Annotated in this window: 18 protein-coding genes; 12 read left to right on the top strand and 6 right to left on the bottom strand. The window is 66.2% G+C overall.

Annotation, left to right across the window (positions count from 1 at the left end):
• The first annotated feature begins 412 nt into the window (after positions 1–412).
• Positions 413–931, top strand: a complete 519-nt coding sequence (locus tag J3A75_RS36300) for a MucR family transcriptional regulator (protein WP_312892967.1) — start codon at positions 413–415, stop codon at positions 929–931.
• A gap of 21 nt (positions 932–952) precedes the next feature.
• On the opposite strand, the gene J3A75_RS36295 is transcribed toward J3A75_RS36300, so the two are convergent.
• The 4 genes from J3A75_RS36295 to J3A75_RS36280 form a co-directional block, all read right to left on the bottom strand.
• On the bottom strand, positions 953–1,381 hold the full coding sequence (locus J3A75_RS36295; protein ID WP_209651405.1) for a hypothetical protein: 429 nt from the start codon (positions 1,379–1,381) through the stop codon (positions 953–955).
• 305 nt (positions 1,382–1,686) lie between these two features.
• The gene (locus J3A75_RS36290) at positions 1,687–2,271 is read right to left on the bottom strand and encodes a hypothetical protein (RefSeq protein WP_209651401.1); all 585 of its coding nucleotides are present in this window, start codon (positions 2,269–2,271) and stop codon (positions 1,687–1,689) included.
• A gap of 24 nt (positions 2,272–2,295) precedes the next feature.
• Entirely contained in the window at positions 2,296–5,229 is a 2,934-nt protein-coding gene (mobF, locus tag J3A75_RS36285; RefSeq protein ID WP_209651400.1) for a MobF family relaxase, read from the bottom strand.
• On the bottom strand, positions 5,226–5,597 hold the full coding sequence (locus J3A75_RS36280; protein WP_312892966.1) for a hypothetical protein: 372 nt from the start codon (positions 5,595–5,597) through the stop codon (positions 5,226–5,228). The genes mobF and J3A75_RS36280 overlap by 4 nt, the downstream gene beginning before the upstream one ends.
• Before the next feature lie 314 nt (positions 5,598–5,911).
• On the opposite strand from J3A75_RS36280, the gene J3A75_RS36275 reads away from it, so the two are divergent.
• Genes J3A75_RS36275 through J3A75_RS36265 form a run of 3 tightly spaced genes read left to right on the top strand, consistent with a single transcriptional unit; the run spans position 5,912 to position 7,702 of the window.
• Entirely contained in the window at positions 5,912–6,304 is a 393-nt protein-coding gene (locus J3A75_RS36275; RefSeq protein WP_209651399.1) for a hypothetical protein, read from the top strand.
• Positions 6,305–6,309: 5 nt separating this feature from the next.
• A complete protein-coding gene (locus tag J3A75_RS36270) occupies positions 6,310–7,119 on the top strand; it encodes a chromosome partitioning protein (RefSeq protein WP_209651398.1) in 810 nt (269 codons plus the stop codon).
• A complete protein-coding gene (locus tag J3A75_RS36265) occupies positions 7,103–7,702 on the top strand; it encodes a hypothetical protein (protein ID WP_209651397.1) in 600 nt (199 codons plus the stop codon). The genes J3A75_RS36270 and J3A75_RS36265 overlap by 17 nt, the downstream gene beginning before the upstream one ends.
• A 167-nt stretch (positions 7,703–7,869) precedes the next feature.
• On the opposite strand, the gene J3A75_RS36260 is transcribed toward J3A75_RS36265, so the two are convergent.
• The gene (locus J3A75_RS36260) at positions 7,870–9,450 is read right to left on the bottom strand and encodes a type IV secretory system conjugative DNA transfer family protein (RefSeq protein WP_312892965.1); all 1,581 of its coding nucleotides are present in this window, start codon (positions 9,448–9,450) and stop codon (positions 7,870–7,872) included.
• Positions 9,451–10,278: 828 nt separating this feature from the next.
• Here J3A75_RS36260 and J3A75_RS36255 point away from each other — a divergent pair.
• On the top strand, positions 10,279–11,085 hold the full coding sequence (locus tag J3A75_RS36255; protein WP_209651396.1) for a hypothetical protein: 807 nt from the start codon (positions 10,279–10,281) through the stop codon (positions 11,083–11,085).
• A 177-nt stretch (positions 11,086–11,262) separates the two neighbouring features.
• On the opposite strand, the gene J3A75_RS36250 is transcribed toward J3A75_RS36255, so the two are convergent.
• The gene (locus tag J3A75_RS36250) at positions 11,263–11,526 is read right to left on the bottom strand and encodes a hypothetical protein (protein WP_209651395.1); all 264 of its coding nucleotides are present in this window, start codon (positions 11,524–11,526) and stop codon (positions 11,263–11,265) included.
• A gap of 121 nt (positions 11,527–11,647) precedes the next feature.
• Here J3A75_RS36250 and J3A75_RS36245 point away from each other — a divergent pair, with 121 nt between their 5' ends.
• From J3A75_RS36245 to J3A75_RS36215, 7 genes are all read left to right on the top strand, one after another.
• Positions 11,648–12,394: a LuxR family transcriptional regulator gene (locus J3A75_RS36245; protein ID WP_209651394.1), complete on the top strand. Its 747-nt coding sequence runs from the start codon at positions 11,648–11,650 to the stop codon at positions 12,392–12,394.
• A 91-nt stretch (positions 12,395–12,485) separates the two neighbouring features.
• The gene (locus J3A75_RS36240) at positions 12,486–13,139 is read left to right on the top strand and encodes an acyl-homoserine-lactone synthase (protein WP_209651393.1); all 654 of its coding nucleotides are present in this window, start codon (positions 12,486–12,488) and stop codon (positions 13,137–13,139) included.
• A 284-nt stretch (positions 13,140–13,423) separates the two neighbouring features.
• Positions 13,424–13,708 carry an HU family DNA-binding protein gene (locus J3A75_RS36235; protein ID WP_209651392.1) on the top strand — a complete coding sequence of 95 codons (285 nt, stop codon included), beginning with the start codon at positions 13,424–13,426 and terminating at the stop codon, positions 13,706–13,708.
• Positions 13,709–14,041: 333 nt separating this feature from the next.
• Positions 14,042–14,302: a DUF3892 domain-containing protein gene (locus tag J3A75_RS36230; protein WP_209651391.1), complete on the top strand. Its 261-nt coding sequence runs from the start codon at positions 14,042–14,044 to the stop codon at positions 14,300–14,302.
• A gap of 60 nt (positions 14,303–14,362) precedes the next feature.
• Complete coding sequence (locus tag J3A75_RS36225; RefSeq protein WP_209651390.1) at positions 14,363–14,545, top strand: DUF3606 domain-containing protein; 183 nt, start codon at positions 14,363–14,365, stop codon at positions 14,543–14,545.
• A 573-nt stretch (positions 14,546–15,118) separates the two neighbouring features.
• Positions 15,119–15,538, top strand: coding sequence for a hypothetical protein (locus J3A75_RS36220; RefSeq protein WP_209651389.1), 420 nt, complete (start codon positions 15,119–15,121; stop codon positions 15,536–15,538).
• Positions 15,539–15,821: 283 nt separating this feature from the next.
• Entirely contained in the window at positions 15,822–16,148 is a 327-nt protein-coding gene (locus J3A75_RS36215; RefSeq protein WP_209651388.1) for an HU family DNA-binding protein, read from the top strand.
• Position 16,149: the final 1 nt, after the last annotated feature.

The following is a 16,149-nucleotide window of genomic DNA, read 5'->3' as shown; positions in this document are numbered from 1 at the left end:
ATCGTCGCAGCGTGGTGCGCAGCGTCTCGAAAGGCGGCGACGTCCGTGGATGGCACGCGGAGCTGCTGGAAGATGCCCCGCCTCGGCCTGCGCCGTTCATGCAGGTGGCGCACCGGTTCGACACGCTGGAGGCCGCCGTCACATGGCTGGACGGAGCGTGCGTCGAGGACAGCACCTGACCACCTTGTGGGCACAAAGCCGATTGGATCAGGGTGGCCCTCGGATCGACCGGGACGAAGCAGGGCCTCACCGAAGGGATGCCAAGTGGCAAGCACCGTCTGGCCGATCCCTCGTGATCATGCGCCGAGGCAACCGGAAATGCCATCATCGTAATGCCTTTACCAAATAAAATCCCTTTGCTAATATTCTAGCTTCGGCGGAATATCACGCTGATTATAAGGATAGCGGCGACGTGGACGATAAGATGGGGACGATCGAGGCCGAGAGCAGCGACTATACCGGGCTGACAGCTGATCTCGTCGTAGCGTACGTGGCGAACAACCCCGTGCCTGTCACGGAGTTGGCAGCCCTGATCGCCAACGTCCACGCGGCGGTGACCGGGCTCGGCAACACGAGTGCGTTGGCGGCTCCGCGCGTCGAGAAGCCAACGGCGGCCCAGATCCGGAAGTCGATCCGCCCCGATGCGCTAATCAGCTTCGAGGATGGCAAGCCGTACAAGACGCTCAGGCGCCATCTCACGGGGCTGGGGCTCGATCCAGAGACCTATCGGGAGAAGTGGGGCCTGCCGCGGGACTACCCGTTGGTGGCGGTGAGCTACTCCCAGGCCCGCTCGGCGATGGCCAAGAGCATCGGCCTGGGGCAGTCGCGTGGGAAGGCAGCTTCGCAGCGCGCAGACATTCCAGAAGCCACGGCGGAGAAGTCGAAACGCGTGGGCCGGCCGCGGAAGGCCAGGGAGACCGCCGAGGGTTAGCGGTGCCGCGGGCAGGGCTCCTTAGGCGTAAGGACCTCGGAACAGATCTCCGAGCGCTTTGCGCCGAAACAGGGTGACCCAGCGGCGGCGGCGATGCTCGGGGCGATCATGGATCATGTGGCATCGCTGGCAGAAGGCCGCGAGGTTGGCGTTCGTGTTGTTGCTGGTGTCGTGATCGCGATGGGCGGCCGCGAGCACGACGCGCGTCCTGCGCGCACGCCCGAGCACATCGTCGACGCCGAGGGTGAGGCGCATCCGCTTGCCGCCCCCATCACGCCAAGTGCCGCCTTCGGCATCCCACCATCGGCCGTCGCCCAGATGGTAGACGATCCGCCCATGAGGCCGCCCGCAGCTCTCACAGCGGCCCTTGGCCCGGTCGAACCGGATCACGATCGAGAGTTGCGGCCAGTCTATCGGATAGAAGAAGCGGTGCTCGCGCCGGATCGGCATGAGATCGGTCTGTTCCACACGGGGTGAACAAAGCGTAACTTCACCCTACCTCACGGATGCGCCCCGAGCGCCACAGCGCAGCGACGGGTCTCAGGATGCGGCGCCGATCGATCGGATCGATTGCGCTGCACGAGCCGATCCCTTGACTCTTCCATCCCAGCTATTAGATTTATGCGCAGTGATAGACAGCGAGGCTTCCCCCACGGGTCGCTATCACATGCCCGCCCACGCTGGCCGGAATACCACGGTAAGGGGCACTCGCACCGCCTTCAGGCGATAATCAAGGCTCCGCATAGGGGCCTTTTTTATGCCTTGGGCACCCTCTCCTGCTTGAAGTGACACTGACGCAGGAACCTCTTCACGTGCTCGCGCCGCTTGTGGTGGGCTGCCACATACCCCTTGTCGTAGGCTGACTTGACGACGAATTCGACGTCCACGCCTGCCGCCTTGGAAGGCATGAGTTCGTAGTAGACGTGGTATTTCACCCCATCTGTCGTAGGATCGCCGGCGATGGTGAGGTGATTTCTCTGGTTCTTATCTTTGGAATCGAATGTGAGGCCATTGTTCAGGAGAAACTGAGTACACAGCGTATGAAGCGAGAGACACGCTGCGTACCTTGTCGGGCAAAAGACCCGGGATTTGCCCCCCTCATCGAGAAACACGACCTCGACAGTCGGCCTCCCGTCGTTAGCTTGGCTGTAGACGTGCGAATGGAAAGACACGCGCACGATCAAATCCTGTCCCGGCGCAATCTGATCTACGAGCGTGACCTTGAACGGCTGAAGATGATGGAGCTTGTGCGTCGTGCCGTTCGAGAGGATCGGCTGGTGCGTGACGGGAAAGGTCAAGTCGATACCGCAGGTGGGTGTAACCGCCTGCGTATGGGCCACTCAGGCGCGTGGCAAGCACATGCCTCACCGCTCGATGCCGCGTCCGCGCTCTGGATCCGGGTGCCCCAGACGGCGGGCGAGCCGCGCCGTGAGCGCGTGAGTCGCCGAAGTCGACGCGCGTGTCAGGCGGCGTCCGTAGGCGTCGATCACGCGCCACGCCGGCACGATCAGGCGCTCCACGCCGAGCCAGGCCGCAGCCTCGCGTAGGGCGCGCGCTGCACGCGCCGCACGGCGTACATCGATGCCTGGGACGACGCGCTCGCGTAGTCCGAGCAGGCCGTCGCGCACGAACGCGACCCGGTCAGCGGCATAATCGGCCACATTGGCTTTCTCGCGGTAGGTACGCGCCTCTCGGAACAGCCGCTCCAGCACCATCGCGTCGGTGGCCGGCATCCGCGGGTCCGCCTGCCGCTGTCGGCACAGGGCGTCGGGCCGGTCGCGCTCAATCACCACCCGCGCCTCGTGCCGATGCCGGGTCAGACCGACATAGACCTCCCGTGCGTCCGTACCGGCCCCCAGATACATCACCGTCGCAGCGCAGGTTCGCCCCTGCGCCGCGTAGACTGTGCCGGCATACGCGTGCACGATCTTGGGTTGTGGCCGCGCACGGCCGAACCGCGGTTGCTGCGCCAGATCCGACCACGCCGCCTCGATCACCCGTCCGTCTTCCAGCGCCAGGCGCAGACGCGCGCCTCCCTCCGGCTCCGCCGTGATCGCCTCGACACGGGCACGGTTGCCGTTGCGCAAACCGAGATGGGAGAGGCTCTCGCCAAAGCGCAGGGTGTCTCCGACCGCGATCGCCAGCGGCACGAGCTTATCTACGCGGTCACGCGCCGGCAGGGTGATCAGGTCGGGTCCGAGGCGTCCCTCGGCGCGCAGCGCGGCTCGTACCCGCACGTTCAACGCAGCCGCGTCGGCGTTGCGCCGGGTCACGATCAGCACATCGTCGCCGTGGGCGGCGCGCTGCTCACCCCAGATCGCGATCACGCGCGCCTGCGCCGCGTCGACGCCAGCGATCAGTTCGACCCGATCCTCGGCCACGTAGGCGCGCAAGCCTGCCTCGGCATCGCCGCGTGCCATCGCCACGGAGGCGGCGCGCTGCCAGTCCACCGTCTGACGCCGCACGTCTTCGAGCACGGCCGAGCGCCCGACCACCTCGGCGACCACCCGCAATGCACTCGCCCCCCCGACCGAGGCCAGCTGGCGTCTATCGCCGACTAGCACCACCTTCGCCCCGGCGGCGCGAGCGGCACTGAGCACGGCCTCCAGGTCGCGGGTGGCGACCATCCCGGCTTCGTCGACCAACACCAGAGTGTCGGCGTCGAGTTGTGGCGGGAGATCCGAACGGTGCGCTGCGTCGGGACCAGTCGCCCGCACCTGGTCGTGGCGCCAGCGCGCGATCGCCTGAGCCGGGATCCCGGTTGAGCGCGCGAGTTCATCGGCGGCGACCCAGGACGGGGCGAGGCCGATCACCCGCAATCCGGAGCCGTGGGCTGCGGCCACGAGCACCGCGGCCGTCGTGGTCTTGCCGGTGCCGGCGCCAGCCTGGAGCAGCGAGACTCCGTCCCGACCAGCGGCATGACGCACAGCCTCGCCCTGCTCGGGGCTGAGGTAATGAGCTTGTGTCAGTGCGTCCTCGACCGCCTCGGGCGTGATCCACGTCCGCTCCAGGGGGCGATCAGCCGCGCGCAGCATCGCAGCCTCGCAGGCGGCGATGCTCGGGCTGGTCCAGCACGTGCTGGCATCCGGCACCAACTCGGCATCGGCCAGCCGTAGCAGTGTGCCATCCCACTCGAGCTGGGCGAGTTCCGCCTCGACGGCGTCGACACCGAGGCCGACGACGCCGGCGACCTCCAGGGCACGCTGGAGCAGGTCCTTGCGTGCCACGACGCTCTCGTGCCGAAACAGAGCCGAGGCGGCGCGCGCCACCGGGCCGTCGCCGGGGATCTCGGGTGGGTCGAACGGGACTTCCCGCTCCGGATCGCGCTCGGCGTCTATCGCGCGGGCAGCGTCGCGCTCAGGATGCTGCGCGGCCAGCCACGGATCGATCATGCAAGCGGCGAGCTCCTCCCGCCAGCGCGCCTCCAGCTCCGGGCCGGTCGGCAGTTCCTCCTTTCCCCGGCGAGTGGCGAGTGCGGCGATCTCGCGCTGGGCGCTGCTGGCTCCTGCCCCTGCATAGGCGAGGATCTGCTCGGACCGCTTGGAGAAGGCCGCGAGCAGCGTCTCCGGCAGGCCGGCGATTTCCCACTGGCCGCGCCCGGCCTCGCGATACTGCAGCCCGAACCGCTCGCGCAGCCCCTCGGCCAGCGCCGCCCTGTACGCCGCCCCAACCGCGAGCTGAGCAGCGTACAATCGCTCGGGCTCGATAGTCAGATGCGTCCGCGACTTGTACCGACCGGCGCCGGCATTTGCGGGAGCACTAGCGACGTTGATAAATACACAATGCGTGTGAATATTTGGATCACCTTCACGCGTGGTGTAATGATCGAACCGACCGACGATCAGGTCTTGCGGTCGATGCTGCTCCGTGCCGCCCGCGCCGGTCCGGACGGTGATGAGCCCCTCCGCGGTGACAAAACTCAGCGCGCGCTCGACTGCGGTGCGGTGGGCCGCCTCGATCGCCGCGCGCTGCTCGGATGTGCCGGCCATCCAAAGGACGGACACGGACTTCCCGGGTGTCATGGTGCAGTCGACGCCCGCCCAGTGGCCCGGGCCCGCACCGCGGACCAGCGGCCTGCCGGTGGCCGGAGCGAGCCCTGCACAGAGATCCCGGAACGAGGCTGCGTCGATCGCGGCGCCGTGGCGCACGACGGTCTCGCCGCTGCTCCACCACACCCCGCCGCCATCCGAGAGGTAGTACTCATCACGCCGATCCGGGCGTGCCTCGCGCTGGCTGTCGTTGGTGTAGTACGCCGCCGCCGGTGCGCCGGCGCCGAGACGGTGCAGCGAGGCGGTCATCGCGCCGGATCGGCGGCGTCGCCCGCGCGGAGGCGGCAGACCTTGGACAGGTCGATACCGCCCGATGGTGCACCGAGGTCACCGACGGCCTGAGCCATGTCGAGGATGGCGCCGTCGATCTGCTCCATCCGCTCGATCAGGACCCGATGGCGGATCGCCACCTCCAAGGCCTGAGCGACGCAATCGGCCGCGAGGCTTTCGGGGGACCAGCCGCGCTCGGTCGCGGCAACCTTCAATCGGTCGGCGAGCGCCGCCTCCAGGGTCACGGTGAGCTTGACCTCCTGGACCATCGGCGTACCTGCTGCGTGAGGAACCACGCTCCACGGCCTGGCACGATCCGAGCCGCCCGGCGAGGCTCGCTCGGCCACGCGGTTAACGCTCGGTCACTTCAGTGCGTGTGGTGTGATGCCCCCTCTCATGCCGTACCCGTTACCGTATCGCAGCCGTACTGTGCCGTAGCCTGCCGGACGCGACTGGACACTAACGTGAGCCTGCCGTCATCTCCGGCATTCGAGCGATCGGCTGCACGCATCGGCAAGCGCCGGACTGCTAGGGCCTCGCCATGGCCCAGCGCCCCCGTCTCGACCTACGCCGCCTCGCCCACGACGCCGCCGCTACCCCCGGCAGCCGTCGCAGGGCGGGAGCGCCGGGTGGTCGGCCCGCCACGGGTCTGATGGATGCCGTGCGCGACCATCTCGATGCCCTCGTCGCCCTCCAGGCTAGTGGCCTGACCTGGGACGCGGTCGCGGCCGGGCTCACGGCGCAGGGCTACACCACCGCAAACGGCCGGCCGGTCACAGGACGCAATCTGACCGGCATCATCTCCAGCGTCCGCCGCCAAGCCGCTGCCCGTGCGGCCAAGGCGATGGCGCGGGCAGCCCATTCCGATCGGCCTGATCCTGCACCACGAGACGATGCCCAGACTGCCTCCGCTTCCCGATCGTCACGGCTCGCGCCCGAGCTTCGTGCGGAACGCGACGTGCCAGCCGCCGCGGACACGGACGCGCCGCTCACCGAAGCGGAGATCCGGCGGCTGCAGATCGAGAAGCACAGCCACCTGTTCAAGAAGGACTGACACCCATGCCCCGCATCCTCCTCGTCGCCCAGGAAACCGGCGGCATCGGCAAGTCGACCGTGACCCGCGGCTTGGCCGAGGCGGTGCCGGACGCCGCGATCCTGGAGATCGAGTCGGTGCCGCGCCTGACCGAGTTCAAGACCGCCACCGCCGCCAACGAGCCCGGCAGCGTGCAGCACTTCCGCATGCGCGCCACGCGCGAGGCGATCGAGGCCAGCGGTGGCAAGGCGGCACGGGCCGAGCTCGACGATGTGATCAACGCGCTCCATACGGTGAAGACCGCCACCCTCGTCGACATCGGTGCGAACACCTCGGCGAGCCTGCTCGGCATCCTCAAGGACGAGGCACCGGTCCTGAAGAGCGCGGGGATCGAGCTCGGGCTGGTGGTGGTGGTGGCGGCTGAAGCCGGCTCCCTCGCCGACGCGGGCAAGCTGCTGCAGGGCACGCGGGACTGGGCCGGGGCCCGCTTCGTCGTGGCCAATGCTGTGCGCGGCGCGATCGACCCGGCGATCCTGAAGCGGGTCGTGGGCGACGCGACAGTGACGCACCTGCGCGCCTTCGAGCTGGAGGACGAGACGCGCGCGGTCCTGGCGGCCGGTCAATTGCGCGGTGTCGGCCGGCTCGACCGGGCGAGCCTGGTCGAGCAGACCTCACCGGCGAAGGCCGGACGGATCCTGCGCGATCTCACCGCCTTCCGCCTCGCCGTGATGGAGGCGGTCAAGCCGGCCGCCCTCTGGCTCGTCGAGGAGACATCGGCCTCGCCGGCACGCGGCGGAACGCAGGCGGGGGGAGCCAAGCGTGCCCGCAACGCCTGAGGACGTGCGTGCCCGTCTCGCGCGGGCCGAGCGCGCCGCCCGTGAGGCCGCGGCCGCGTTCGCGCAGGACAGCCGCGCCGCACTCACCCGGCTGAAGGCGCGCCCGCAGCGCGAGCGCTTCGCCGCCCTGGAGGACGGCGCCCCGCAACTCCTGCCGGAACATCGGCGCGAGCTCCTGCTCTCCATCCGCGACCAGTCCGGAGAGGCAGAGCCGAGCGCTCGGCCGATCCCGGTCCACGCCAGCCGCATCGAGGTCTGGCGCGGGCGCCTGCCGTTCCGGGGGCACCTCGTCGTCCGCAATGCGCTGCTCGCGCTCTGCCTGGTGTCCGCGCTGCTCCTGGCCTACCGCCGCACACCGATCTCCTGGGTCGAGGTTCGAAGCAGTGGCGACGTGTCCGCGGACTGGGTCATGCCGGACGGGCAGCCCGCCGGCGACCGCCTCGTGGCCGGACGTGCCTACGCGCTGATACGGGTCACGGACGGCAAGGCCGAGCTGCGTGATTGGCGCCCCGGGGTCGGGTACGCCATGACGCATGTGCCGGCGGATTGGCTGCAGACCCGTCCCGGACCAGCCTCGCACTGAGCGTCGGAGCATCCTCGAACGAGGACGCTCCGACGCCGATCACGTGGCAAGCAAGCTGCCGACAGCCGCTGAACCGATTAGCCCTGTCAGGGCCGGTCGCACGTCCTCTCGCCCCCTGCCAATGCACGCCGACACATCGGGGACACGGGCGCGGCGAGGGCCTCGGCTCAGCGCGCTCGACCGACCGGCGCCACAGAGGTGATCAGCCTGCGGAAGCGCGGATCGGTATGCGCGACCGTCTTCTTCAGGCGCAGCGGATGGCGGGCGTGGCCGCCGCTGTTGGGAAACACCAGGAGCTCGTCGCCCGGCATCGCGATCAGCGCCTCCTTGGTCATCAGCCGAGCACCTTGCGAGGCACGGGTCGTGGATGGCGAGCCCTTGGCGTCGCCGGTCGGAGCGGTCTGCGTTTCGACGAAGGCGGTGTAGTCGCCGATCGCCCGCGACCAGCGCTCGGCCTCGTCCGGATCGACGGCCGGCACGTCGAAGATCGTGACGACCTCGGCGGTGTTGAGCAGCACGTCCGCTCCGGCCTCACCGTAGAGGCCGACGAGCTGGGCGCGATCCTGCCACATCGTCCACAGACTGGCGCCGTAGCCCGGCAACTCGCCCGCCGCAGTCAGCAGAGCATCGAACCGGCCGAGCACCGCGGCCTCGTCGACGAAGATCATCAACCGCTCGGTCGGGCGACTACGACGCACCGAGGCGAACAGGTCGGACAACAGCCAGCGCAGAAACGGGGCGAGCACGGCCTTGTACTCGGTCGGCACCGCCACAAACAGGTCGACGGTACCGGAGGACAGCTCCGCCAGCTGGAAGGTCGAGGCGCCGACGAGGTCGCGCAGGCGCCGGTCGGCGAGCCACTGGAACGCCTGCAGGGCAGTGGACTTGATCGGGTCCTTCGTCTTCGGATCGGCCTCCAGGATCTCCAGGGCCGCGTAGGCCGCGGGCTCGGGCCAGTGTGTGACATACTGCTGCAGGAGGCCGCGGAAGCGGCCCTCGTCGCTGAGGAGGTCCTGGACCTCCGTCACCGAGCACACCTCCGGGCGGCGAAGGGTGACCAGAAATGCGCCGGTGATCAGATCGACGGCCCGGTTGCGGAAGTAGGCAGAGGCCTCACCGTCCCCGGTGGCCTCGGGCAGGAGCGCCAGTGCGGTGCTCTGGAGGTACAGGACATCGTCCGGGTCGCGGCCCTGGAGTGGGTTCCAGCGGTCGGTGCCGCCGGCCAGCTTCATGGGATCCAGGCAGACGACGCGCCGGCCGAGTGCCCGGCGCCGAGCGGCTACGGAGCGGTAGACCTCGCCCTTGGGATCGAGCACCACCGCCGGGCCGCCCCAGCCCTGAGGTTCGGGGAAGGCGAGGTTCGGGATCAGGAGACCCGAGGTCTTACCCTTGCGCGGCGGCGCGATGGTGACGAGCGTACCCTGTACGGCGATGCGCACCGGATGCCCCGTCTCTGGATCCCGACCGAGTTCGAGGCCGTCGCGCAGCCACCCGCGCTCGGCCTCGTTGGCGAAGCGGGCCGAGCCGAACAGGTCGGAGGTGTCGCGCTTCTGTTCGGGCTTGGCGCGTCGCAGCAGCTCGGCACCGAACAGGATCAGGAGGGGGGCAACGGCGAGGAGCGGCCCCGGTGACCAGCCGTCGTTCGCGAACTCAGGGGCGCGGCCGATCAGCATCAGATACGGTACCGCGAGCGCATCGCCCATGTGGCGGGAGAACAGGGTCTCAAACCAGACACCTGGGCGCGTCACCCCTGTGGGCCAATACGCCGGGTCGAGCCCGTTCTGGATCAAGCCCGCGACTGGGTGGGCAAGAAGCACAGTCGCGAGAAAAGCTAAGAAGACCAGACGCATGCGCATGAGGGGTCGATCACAAAGGCCGGCGGCGTCACTGCAAGCACGGCTGGTCTTCCACGCTAGGAACTGAGCGACGACATGGCTTCCAGCCAAGCCATGCCGATTGGGAAAGACAGCCGTCGATGGATGTCGGGGAAGCCTTAAAGCAACGATAGGATGTCCCGCTCCAGGCGCGCGAGCGGCTCAACCTTATCCCCGGGGAGAGGCCTGACTTGCGAAAGATAAGACAGGCACCTCAGCCCGGCACTGAACTGATTACGGGTCGCTGACGTCCTCAGTTCGTTGTCTATGACCCTGAGCAAACGCGCCTCGGCGATAAGCTTGTCGTCTTCCAGAGAAGGCATATCACTCGCAGACGCGAACTCCCGCGCCACGTCGCCGTAATGGATCTCATCGCGATGAAGTTCAAGAAAAGTCAACAGCATGAAGCAGTTCGCCGCAATTTCCCTGTAGATCTTGTATGGAAATTCCGACTTTACAGAGTTAAAAACTGCCTGCTGCAGAGTGTAAAAATTTGGCACTGCGCATGTCCCTTAGCGTGACGTCGTCGGCATATACGCCTTTCCCTGAAATAACGTCTTGGGCAGCGCGCAAGATTTAAGCAGGAAAATAACAGCTTGGTCATTGTGTTTTCTAAATCAAGCACCTTTGAATGAAAGTGATATCACCCACCTCCTCGTTTGCAGCTAAATGGAGCCAGATCCCGCCCCGACAGACAAGCAAATGACACTGGCAAAATTGATCTATAGATGTGGCGAGCAACGCGATGGCCCTTTCGTCGCGGGTATTGCGCAAGCCAATGGCCTCATTCCCAAAGCTGGCCGGTTCATCGTCGACCAGAGCGTGATGGATGCGGTCCTGCGCATGGAGAAGACACCCATCGCTGATCTGCTGCGCACCCTCGATCATGCACGGCCACCCTTTCCCCTCACGTGGATTGAATGGGGCGGTCCGGAAGGAGGCCATCTTGGCTATCTCGTCGAACAGGCTGAGGGCACGTCCAGCTTTGCCTTCCGTCAGTTCTTGCATGCACGAGGTATCGAACGCGCGACGGGCTCAACCGTGGTGTGTACCCTCGGCCGTATCCACGTAGATCCGAGCGGGTTTCGCTGCGAAAACGTGGTCGAGGCCGCGACCAGTGGCAATGGGCCGGGCCCGAACCCGCATGAGCAGGCAGCCGCAGACCTGATCAGCATGTTCCTGATCATCAACTCGCCCTCGGGGGTCGTCACGATCGATGCGGCGCCGGACACGCAGCGGGTCGACGCGCGCCGGATCGCCAAAGGTCGGCCGCCGCTACCGAACCTGCGGCCGATCCGCCTCGACGTAGCCCGCCTGCGGCAGATCGATGTCGACGATGGTGCCGCACAAGCTGATGGGCGCCCGCGGGCGGAGCACTTTGTGCGGGGACACTTCAAGTTCCGGAACGGCCGGATGTGGTGGTGGTCGCCCCATATCCGCAACCAGGCTGGGAACGAGCCAGCCGCACTCCCACGCGACTATCAAGTCATGAGTTCCAAAGCAGGGTGAGGCCGGAATTTTCTGACCACCGACGGCGCCATCAGGGTCCGTCGCCGCCGACCACGCGGCTCCGGCTACAGCTTGGCCGAGGGCAGCTTAGTGGCGGAGAAGAGTCGCACCGGGACTGAAGTAGACCCAATCCGATCGGCTGTCCGGTCAGGTCGCGATCACGTCGAGGGCCACCGCTTAGGCCGGCGCGAGCTGTCGCTCAGGAGAGGCCGCCAGCGCTTCGATCGTTCGAATGGCGGCCATGCGCGCCTCGTCTGTCGTCAGAGCGCAGTACGCCCGAACCAGCCGCTGCAGTGTGGGCACCTCGGCACCATCGATCGCCGAGCCTCGGATCTCAGAGGCAACCCGCGGGGATCCAGGCTGCTTGAAGGCTGCGGGATCGACGCCCACCAGCTCAGAAATCTGCTGCAACAGGAGCAGCGTGCGCGTTTCGTCGGCCACCCTGGAACACCTGCTCTCGCGACAAATATCTGAGGTTGCTATAGCCTACGCCACCGCTGGGCGCATCTACGATACGGCCGCCTCCCAGTATCTGGCTTGTTTCGCGGGGATCGGTTCGGGGATGGTTGGCGCCCTCGGCATTCGACAGACTGCCTTCGATATCGTCCATCGCCTCCGCAGAGCGGTGACCGACGTCGATGTCTACTCGGAGCTGCGCAGAAGTGGCGCGGTCTTCGGGTATGACGTATTTCTGATCGCAGGGCTTCCCAGAGCGCCACACGAGAACCTGTACGATTGCTCGCTCATCTCGGGGTGGCCACCGGAATGGGGGCGCCGCTACCAGGATCGGCGGCACATGCACGTCGACCCGGTCATCCGCCATATCCGAGGCACGACCGATCCGTTCCTGTGGCAGGAGGCGGTCGAGGCGCAGGTCACGCCCCAGGGCATGGTCGTGATGGACGAGGCGCGCGCCTTCAGCCTCAACGAGGGCTTCTGCGTGCCGTTCCACCAGATCGATGGGACCGAGGCGGGCGTCAGCTTCGGCGGGGAGCAGGTCCGGCTCTCGCAGGACGAGCGGGCGGCGCTCCATCTCGTGGCGATCTATGCGATGTCCACGGCGAAGGCCATCGCCCGGCGTCGAGGCCCCGCAGGGGACGACGAGACGCCGCCGTCTCCCCTGACAGGTCGCGAGGCCGAGTGCCTGAAGTGGTCCTCGACCGGTAAGTCGGCCTGGGAGATCGGGGTGATACTGTCGATCTCCACGCGCACCGTCGAGCACCATCTCGGTAGCGCGGTCCGCAAGCTGAACAGCGTCACGCGCACGCAGGCCGTCGCCGAGGCGTTGCGCCGTCACATCATAGACTGAAACCTGGCGCGAGCCTTGTCCGTAGATCTACGGATGCCGCCTCCCCGTAGATTTCGCGATCAACCTCCATGCCCTGCATGGAGCCATCGCGATGTTCAGGCTGGTGACCGGTGACATCGACCGGGATCTTCCCGATCTGGCCGAGCGTATCTACAAGTTCAGGCACAGCTTCTTCGTCGACCATCTGGGATGGGAGGCGTGTCGAAAGCCGGATGGCCGCGAGCGTGATCAGTTCGATAGTCCCCACAGCATCCATATCGTCGGCGAAGAGCAAGGGGAGATCATTTCCTACGCACGTCTCCTGCCCACGACGCGGCCACACTTGGTGACGGAGGTCTACCCGGAGATCATGCAGGGGGCGCCGTCGCCGGCTGGGCCGCGGATCTACGAATGGACCCGCCATGCCGTCTCGCCGAAGAAGCGGGAAACCAAGGGGCCGAGTGCGCTAACGCGGGCGGCGTTCGCAGCTGTGGCACGCGCCGTCGAGGTCTTGGATCTCGAGGGTCTCCTCGTTCAGACCCACCCCGTCCTCGTCGATCGGGTCATGGACATGGGCTGGGATGTCGAGCCGCTCGCGCTGCCGACGACCTATGACGGGGCGCTCCTACTGCCGATCTACGCGCGCCTCGTCCCGCAGACGCTGACGGTAGCGCAGGCCGCTTTCTCGGCTCACGGCTCGGGTTTGGAAGCGCCCGCCCTGCGCGCGTCCTCGCCCCCAACAAATCGCCCCGCACCCGGACTTTAGCCGTTCGGCTCTCCTCTCGACTGAAGCAGGTAGGATATGTCGACGACAGCTAATGAAGCTGGTAGCGGAGGTGACCCCGTGGAGGTGGCAGCAAGTCTGGCAATCGATTTGCGTACCGCGATCGATAGGATCTCTGATCCCGATCTCCGAGATTTGATCGATCAGATTTTGCTAAATCTCGGCGCAAGGCTGGCTCTACGCCTGTCGTGATGAGCGGCATTTGATCGGAGCGCCTTCAGACATGCGGTTGCCGTCACGCGCACGAGGCGGCATCGTGTGGCGTGATGGCACGCATCGCGGCCAAGAACCCCCACCTCTACGTCCAGGACGTCGAGGCGATCGTCACCGCGATCCTCGACGCGATGACGGCCGCGCTCGTGCGCGGTGACTGGATCGAGCTTCGGGATTTCGGCACGTTCGCGGTTCGACACCATCCGCTGAGAAGCGCTCACAATCCGCGAACCCAAGCCGTCGTCGCGGTACCGGCGAAGGGCAGCGTCCGGTTCAAGCCGAGCAAGGCCATGCGAGCAGTTGTCGATTTGCGTGAGCAGGATGACGCGGACACGTGAGAGCGGTACCAAGCCGGACCGCAGGATCTCATCCATCAGCGGTGCGTCGCGACACGGGCCTGACAACGTCGCAAGCAGCCCAGAGAGGCCGCCTTTGACGCTGAGCGACTGGATCTTCGGCCTTTTGCGGAGCAGGCCGCCTGCGACAGAATGAGGGCCGTGTCGTCGTTTCCACCTGAAGAGCCTTCATGAACTGATACGGTCGAAATGCTCGCTCCATCGAGGGGAAAGACGCCATTGCGCCGCCCTCTGGCCCACCTTTGGTTGCAGAAACGGCCGCCAGCACTACCTAGTGGAAACCTCTGCTAAGAGGCAAATGAAGGAAGTGAGTTGATGGCTGATCGGGCGGTTAGAAAAACCCGCAAGGATGCTCAAGGGGATATCACGGCTCTCTGTGACGACGGCGAGGTTTGGTCCCCCCGGGACAAACAGAGCGCAATTTACGACATAGAGAACGGGGTTCATACGTATTATGTCCCTTGGACAAGCGGCAGGACAGAAATCCGTGTCGTGCACGGTCAACACGGGAAATACCTACGCACTGATCGAGATCAGACAACCCGCAACAATCTGGATGATCTCCCGGATTGCTAGAAATTTTCACCATTAAGTGCCCCTCCTAAGGCGGCACCCAATGCCTCAAAGGATACACCAATGGTAGATGATCTAACAATCAAGCAGCCGCAAGACCCGACAAAAATCAACATTCACGAGAAATGGGAAGTTGCGTACTGGACCAAGAAATGGAGCGTTACCGAAAAACAACTTAAGGACGCTGTCGCTGCTGTCGGGGTTTCGACAGCCAAGGTTGCAGCCCATCTGGGTAAGAAGGTGTAATCATCCTCTGCTGCACCGCCACTTTTTGTTGGCGGTGCAGCTTGCCTCTGCGAAAGCGGAGCGGGTAGGGCCCGAGGAACGGGTCCTCAGCCGCTTTGCGCAGCCGGTAAGTGTACCGACGCTGGCACAGGTGCTCGGGCCGGTCATGCGGCAAATCGACGATCTGCTGTCCTAAAACTGGACCCCGCCTCAATCCCGGCTGATCAACCTGGCCGCCGAGCATCCGCCGGCGATGATCAAACTCAAGGCGGCCGGGGTAAGGCTCGCGGGCCCCGCGGACCACGAGCGAACTCGGCCAAAGGCCGATTGAAGGCCTTCTTGGAGGAGGCCGGGCCACAGGGGCTCTCCCATGCTGAGATCAGCGATCGGCTGCAGGATGTAGCGCCCAACATCCTGGCGACGTACCTCAGCATGATGACGACGAGCGGTGAGGTCGAGCGGCACGGCGACGTTTACCGCGGCCTCACGTCTGCAGTCGAGCCAGCGGACGACACCCCTGAGGGGTGAGATCCCGAGGGCGCCGAATTCGACCAAGCCGAGGAGGCGTGAGCACTTCGCCTATGGAGAACGGAGGTGACGGACGTCTACCCGGAGATCATGCAGGGGGCGGCGTCGCCGGCTGGCCCGCGGATCTACGAATGGACCCGCCATGCCGTCTCCCCGAAGAAGCGGGAAGCGAAGGGGCCGAGCGCGCTGACACGGGCGGCATTCGCCGCGGTGGCGCGTGCCGTCGAGGTCCTGGATCTCGACGGGCTGCTCGTGCAGACCCACCCCGTCCTCGTCGATCGCGTCATGGACATGGGCTGGGACGTCGAGCCTCTGGCGCTACCGGCGACCTATGACGGGGCGCTCCTACTGCCGATCTACGCGCGCCTCGTCCCGCAGACGCTGACGGTAGCGCAGGCCGCATTCTCGGCTCACGGCTCGGGTTTGGAAGCGCCCGTCCTGCACGCGTCCTCGCCTCCAACAAATCGCCCCGCAACCGGGCTTTAGCCGTTCGGCTCTCCTCTCGACTGAAGCAGGCAGGACATGTCGACCACAACGAATGGGGCGAGTAGCGGCAGCGATCCCGTGGAGTTAGCGGCAAGCTTGGCGATCGATCTGCGAACTGAGATCGACCGGATCGCAGACCCCGACCTCCGAGAGTTGATAGACCGGATCTTGCTCAACCTTGGCGCGAGGCTGGCACTCCGCCTGTCTTAGCAAACGGCCCTCGATCGCTGCATTTCCAGACAGGCGGTTGCACTTCGATAAACGAGACGGCATCGCGTGGGCTATGATCCGATCCGAGCTCGTGGCCCGTATCGCGGCCAAGAACCCCCACCTCTACGTCCAGGACGTCGAGGCGATCGTCACCACGATCCTCGACACCATGACCGCGGCGCTCGTACGCGGTGACCGGATCGAGCTGCGGGAGTTCGGCACATTCGCAGTTCGACCTTACCCCGCGCGGATCGCTCACAATCCGCGAACCCAGGCTGTCGTCATGGTGCCGGCGAAGGGCAGAGTCGCGTTCAAGCCGAGCAAAGCCATGCGGGAGTTGCTCAAGGCGAAGCCCCTCAACGCCGAGCACGGACCTGCGCCCTCGCCACAGACCCGGTAGG

It is taken from the genome of Methylobacterium sp. PvP105, assembly GCF_017876975.1.
Classification (GTDB): Bacteria; Pseudomonadota; Alphaproteobacteria; order Rhizobiales; family Beijerinckiaceae; genus Methylobacterium; species Methylobacterium radiotolerans.
The sequence above is the reverse complement of the archived record's forward strand: the minus strand, read 5'-3'. Positions and strand labels throughout refer to the sequence as shown.

What these genes read in the sequence shown, in the direction of transcription:
- J3A75_RS36295 (WP_209651405.1), bottom strand. Translation starts at nt 1,381, where the DNA reads ATGCCGATCCGGCGCGAGCACCGCTTCTTCTATCCGATAGACTGGCCG.
- mobF (WP_209651400.1), bottom strand. Translation starts at nt 5,229, where the DNA reads ATGACCGCCTCGCTGCACCGTCTCGGCGCCGGCGCACCGGCGGCGGCG.
- J3A75_RS36270 (WP_209651398.1), top strand. Translation starts at nt 6,310, where the DNA reads ATGCCCCGCATCCTCCTCGTCGCCCAGGAAACCGGCGGCATCGGCAAG.
- J3A75_RS36255 (WP_209651396.1), top strand. Translation starts at nt 10,279, where the DNA reads ATGACACTGGCAAAATTGATCTATAGATGTGGCGAGCAACGCGATGGC.
- J3A75_RS36245 (WP_209651394.1), top strand. Translation starts at nt 11,648, where the DNA reads ATGGTTGGCGCCCTCGGCATTCGACAGACTGCCTTCGATATCGTCCAT.
- J3A75_RS36240 (WP_209651393.1), top strand. Translation starts at nt 12,486, where the DNA reads ATGTTCAGGCTGGTGACCGGTGACATCGACCGGGATCTTCCCGATCTG.
- J3A75_RS36235 (WP_209651392.1), top strand. Translation starts at nt 13,424, where the DNA reads ATGGCACGCATCGCGGCCAAGAACCCCCACCTCTACGTCCAGGACGTC.
- J3A75_RS36230 (WP_209651391.1), top strand. Translation starts at nt 14,042, where the DNA reads ATGGCTGATCGGGCGGTTAGAAAAACCCGCAAGGATGCTCAAGGGGAT.
- J3A75_RS36225 (WP_209651390.1), top strand. Translation starts at nt 14,363, where the DNA reads ATGGTAGATGATCTAACAATCAAGCAGCCGCAAGACCCGACAAAAATC.
- J3A75_RS36215 (WP_209651388.1), top strand. Translation starts at nt 15,822, where the DNA reads ATGATCCGATCCGAGCTCGTGGCCCGTATCGCGGCCAAGAACCCCCAC.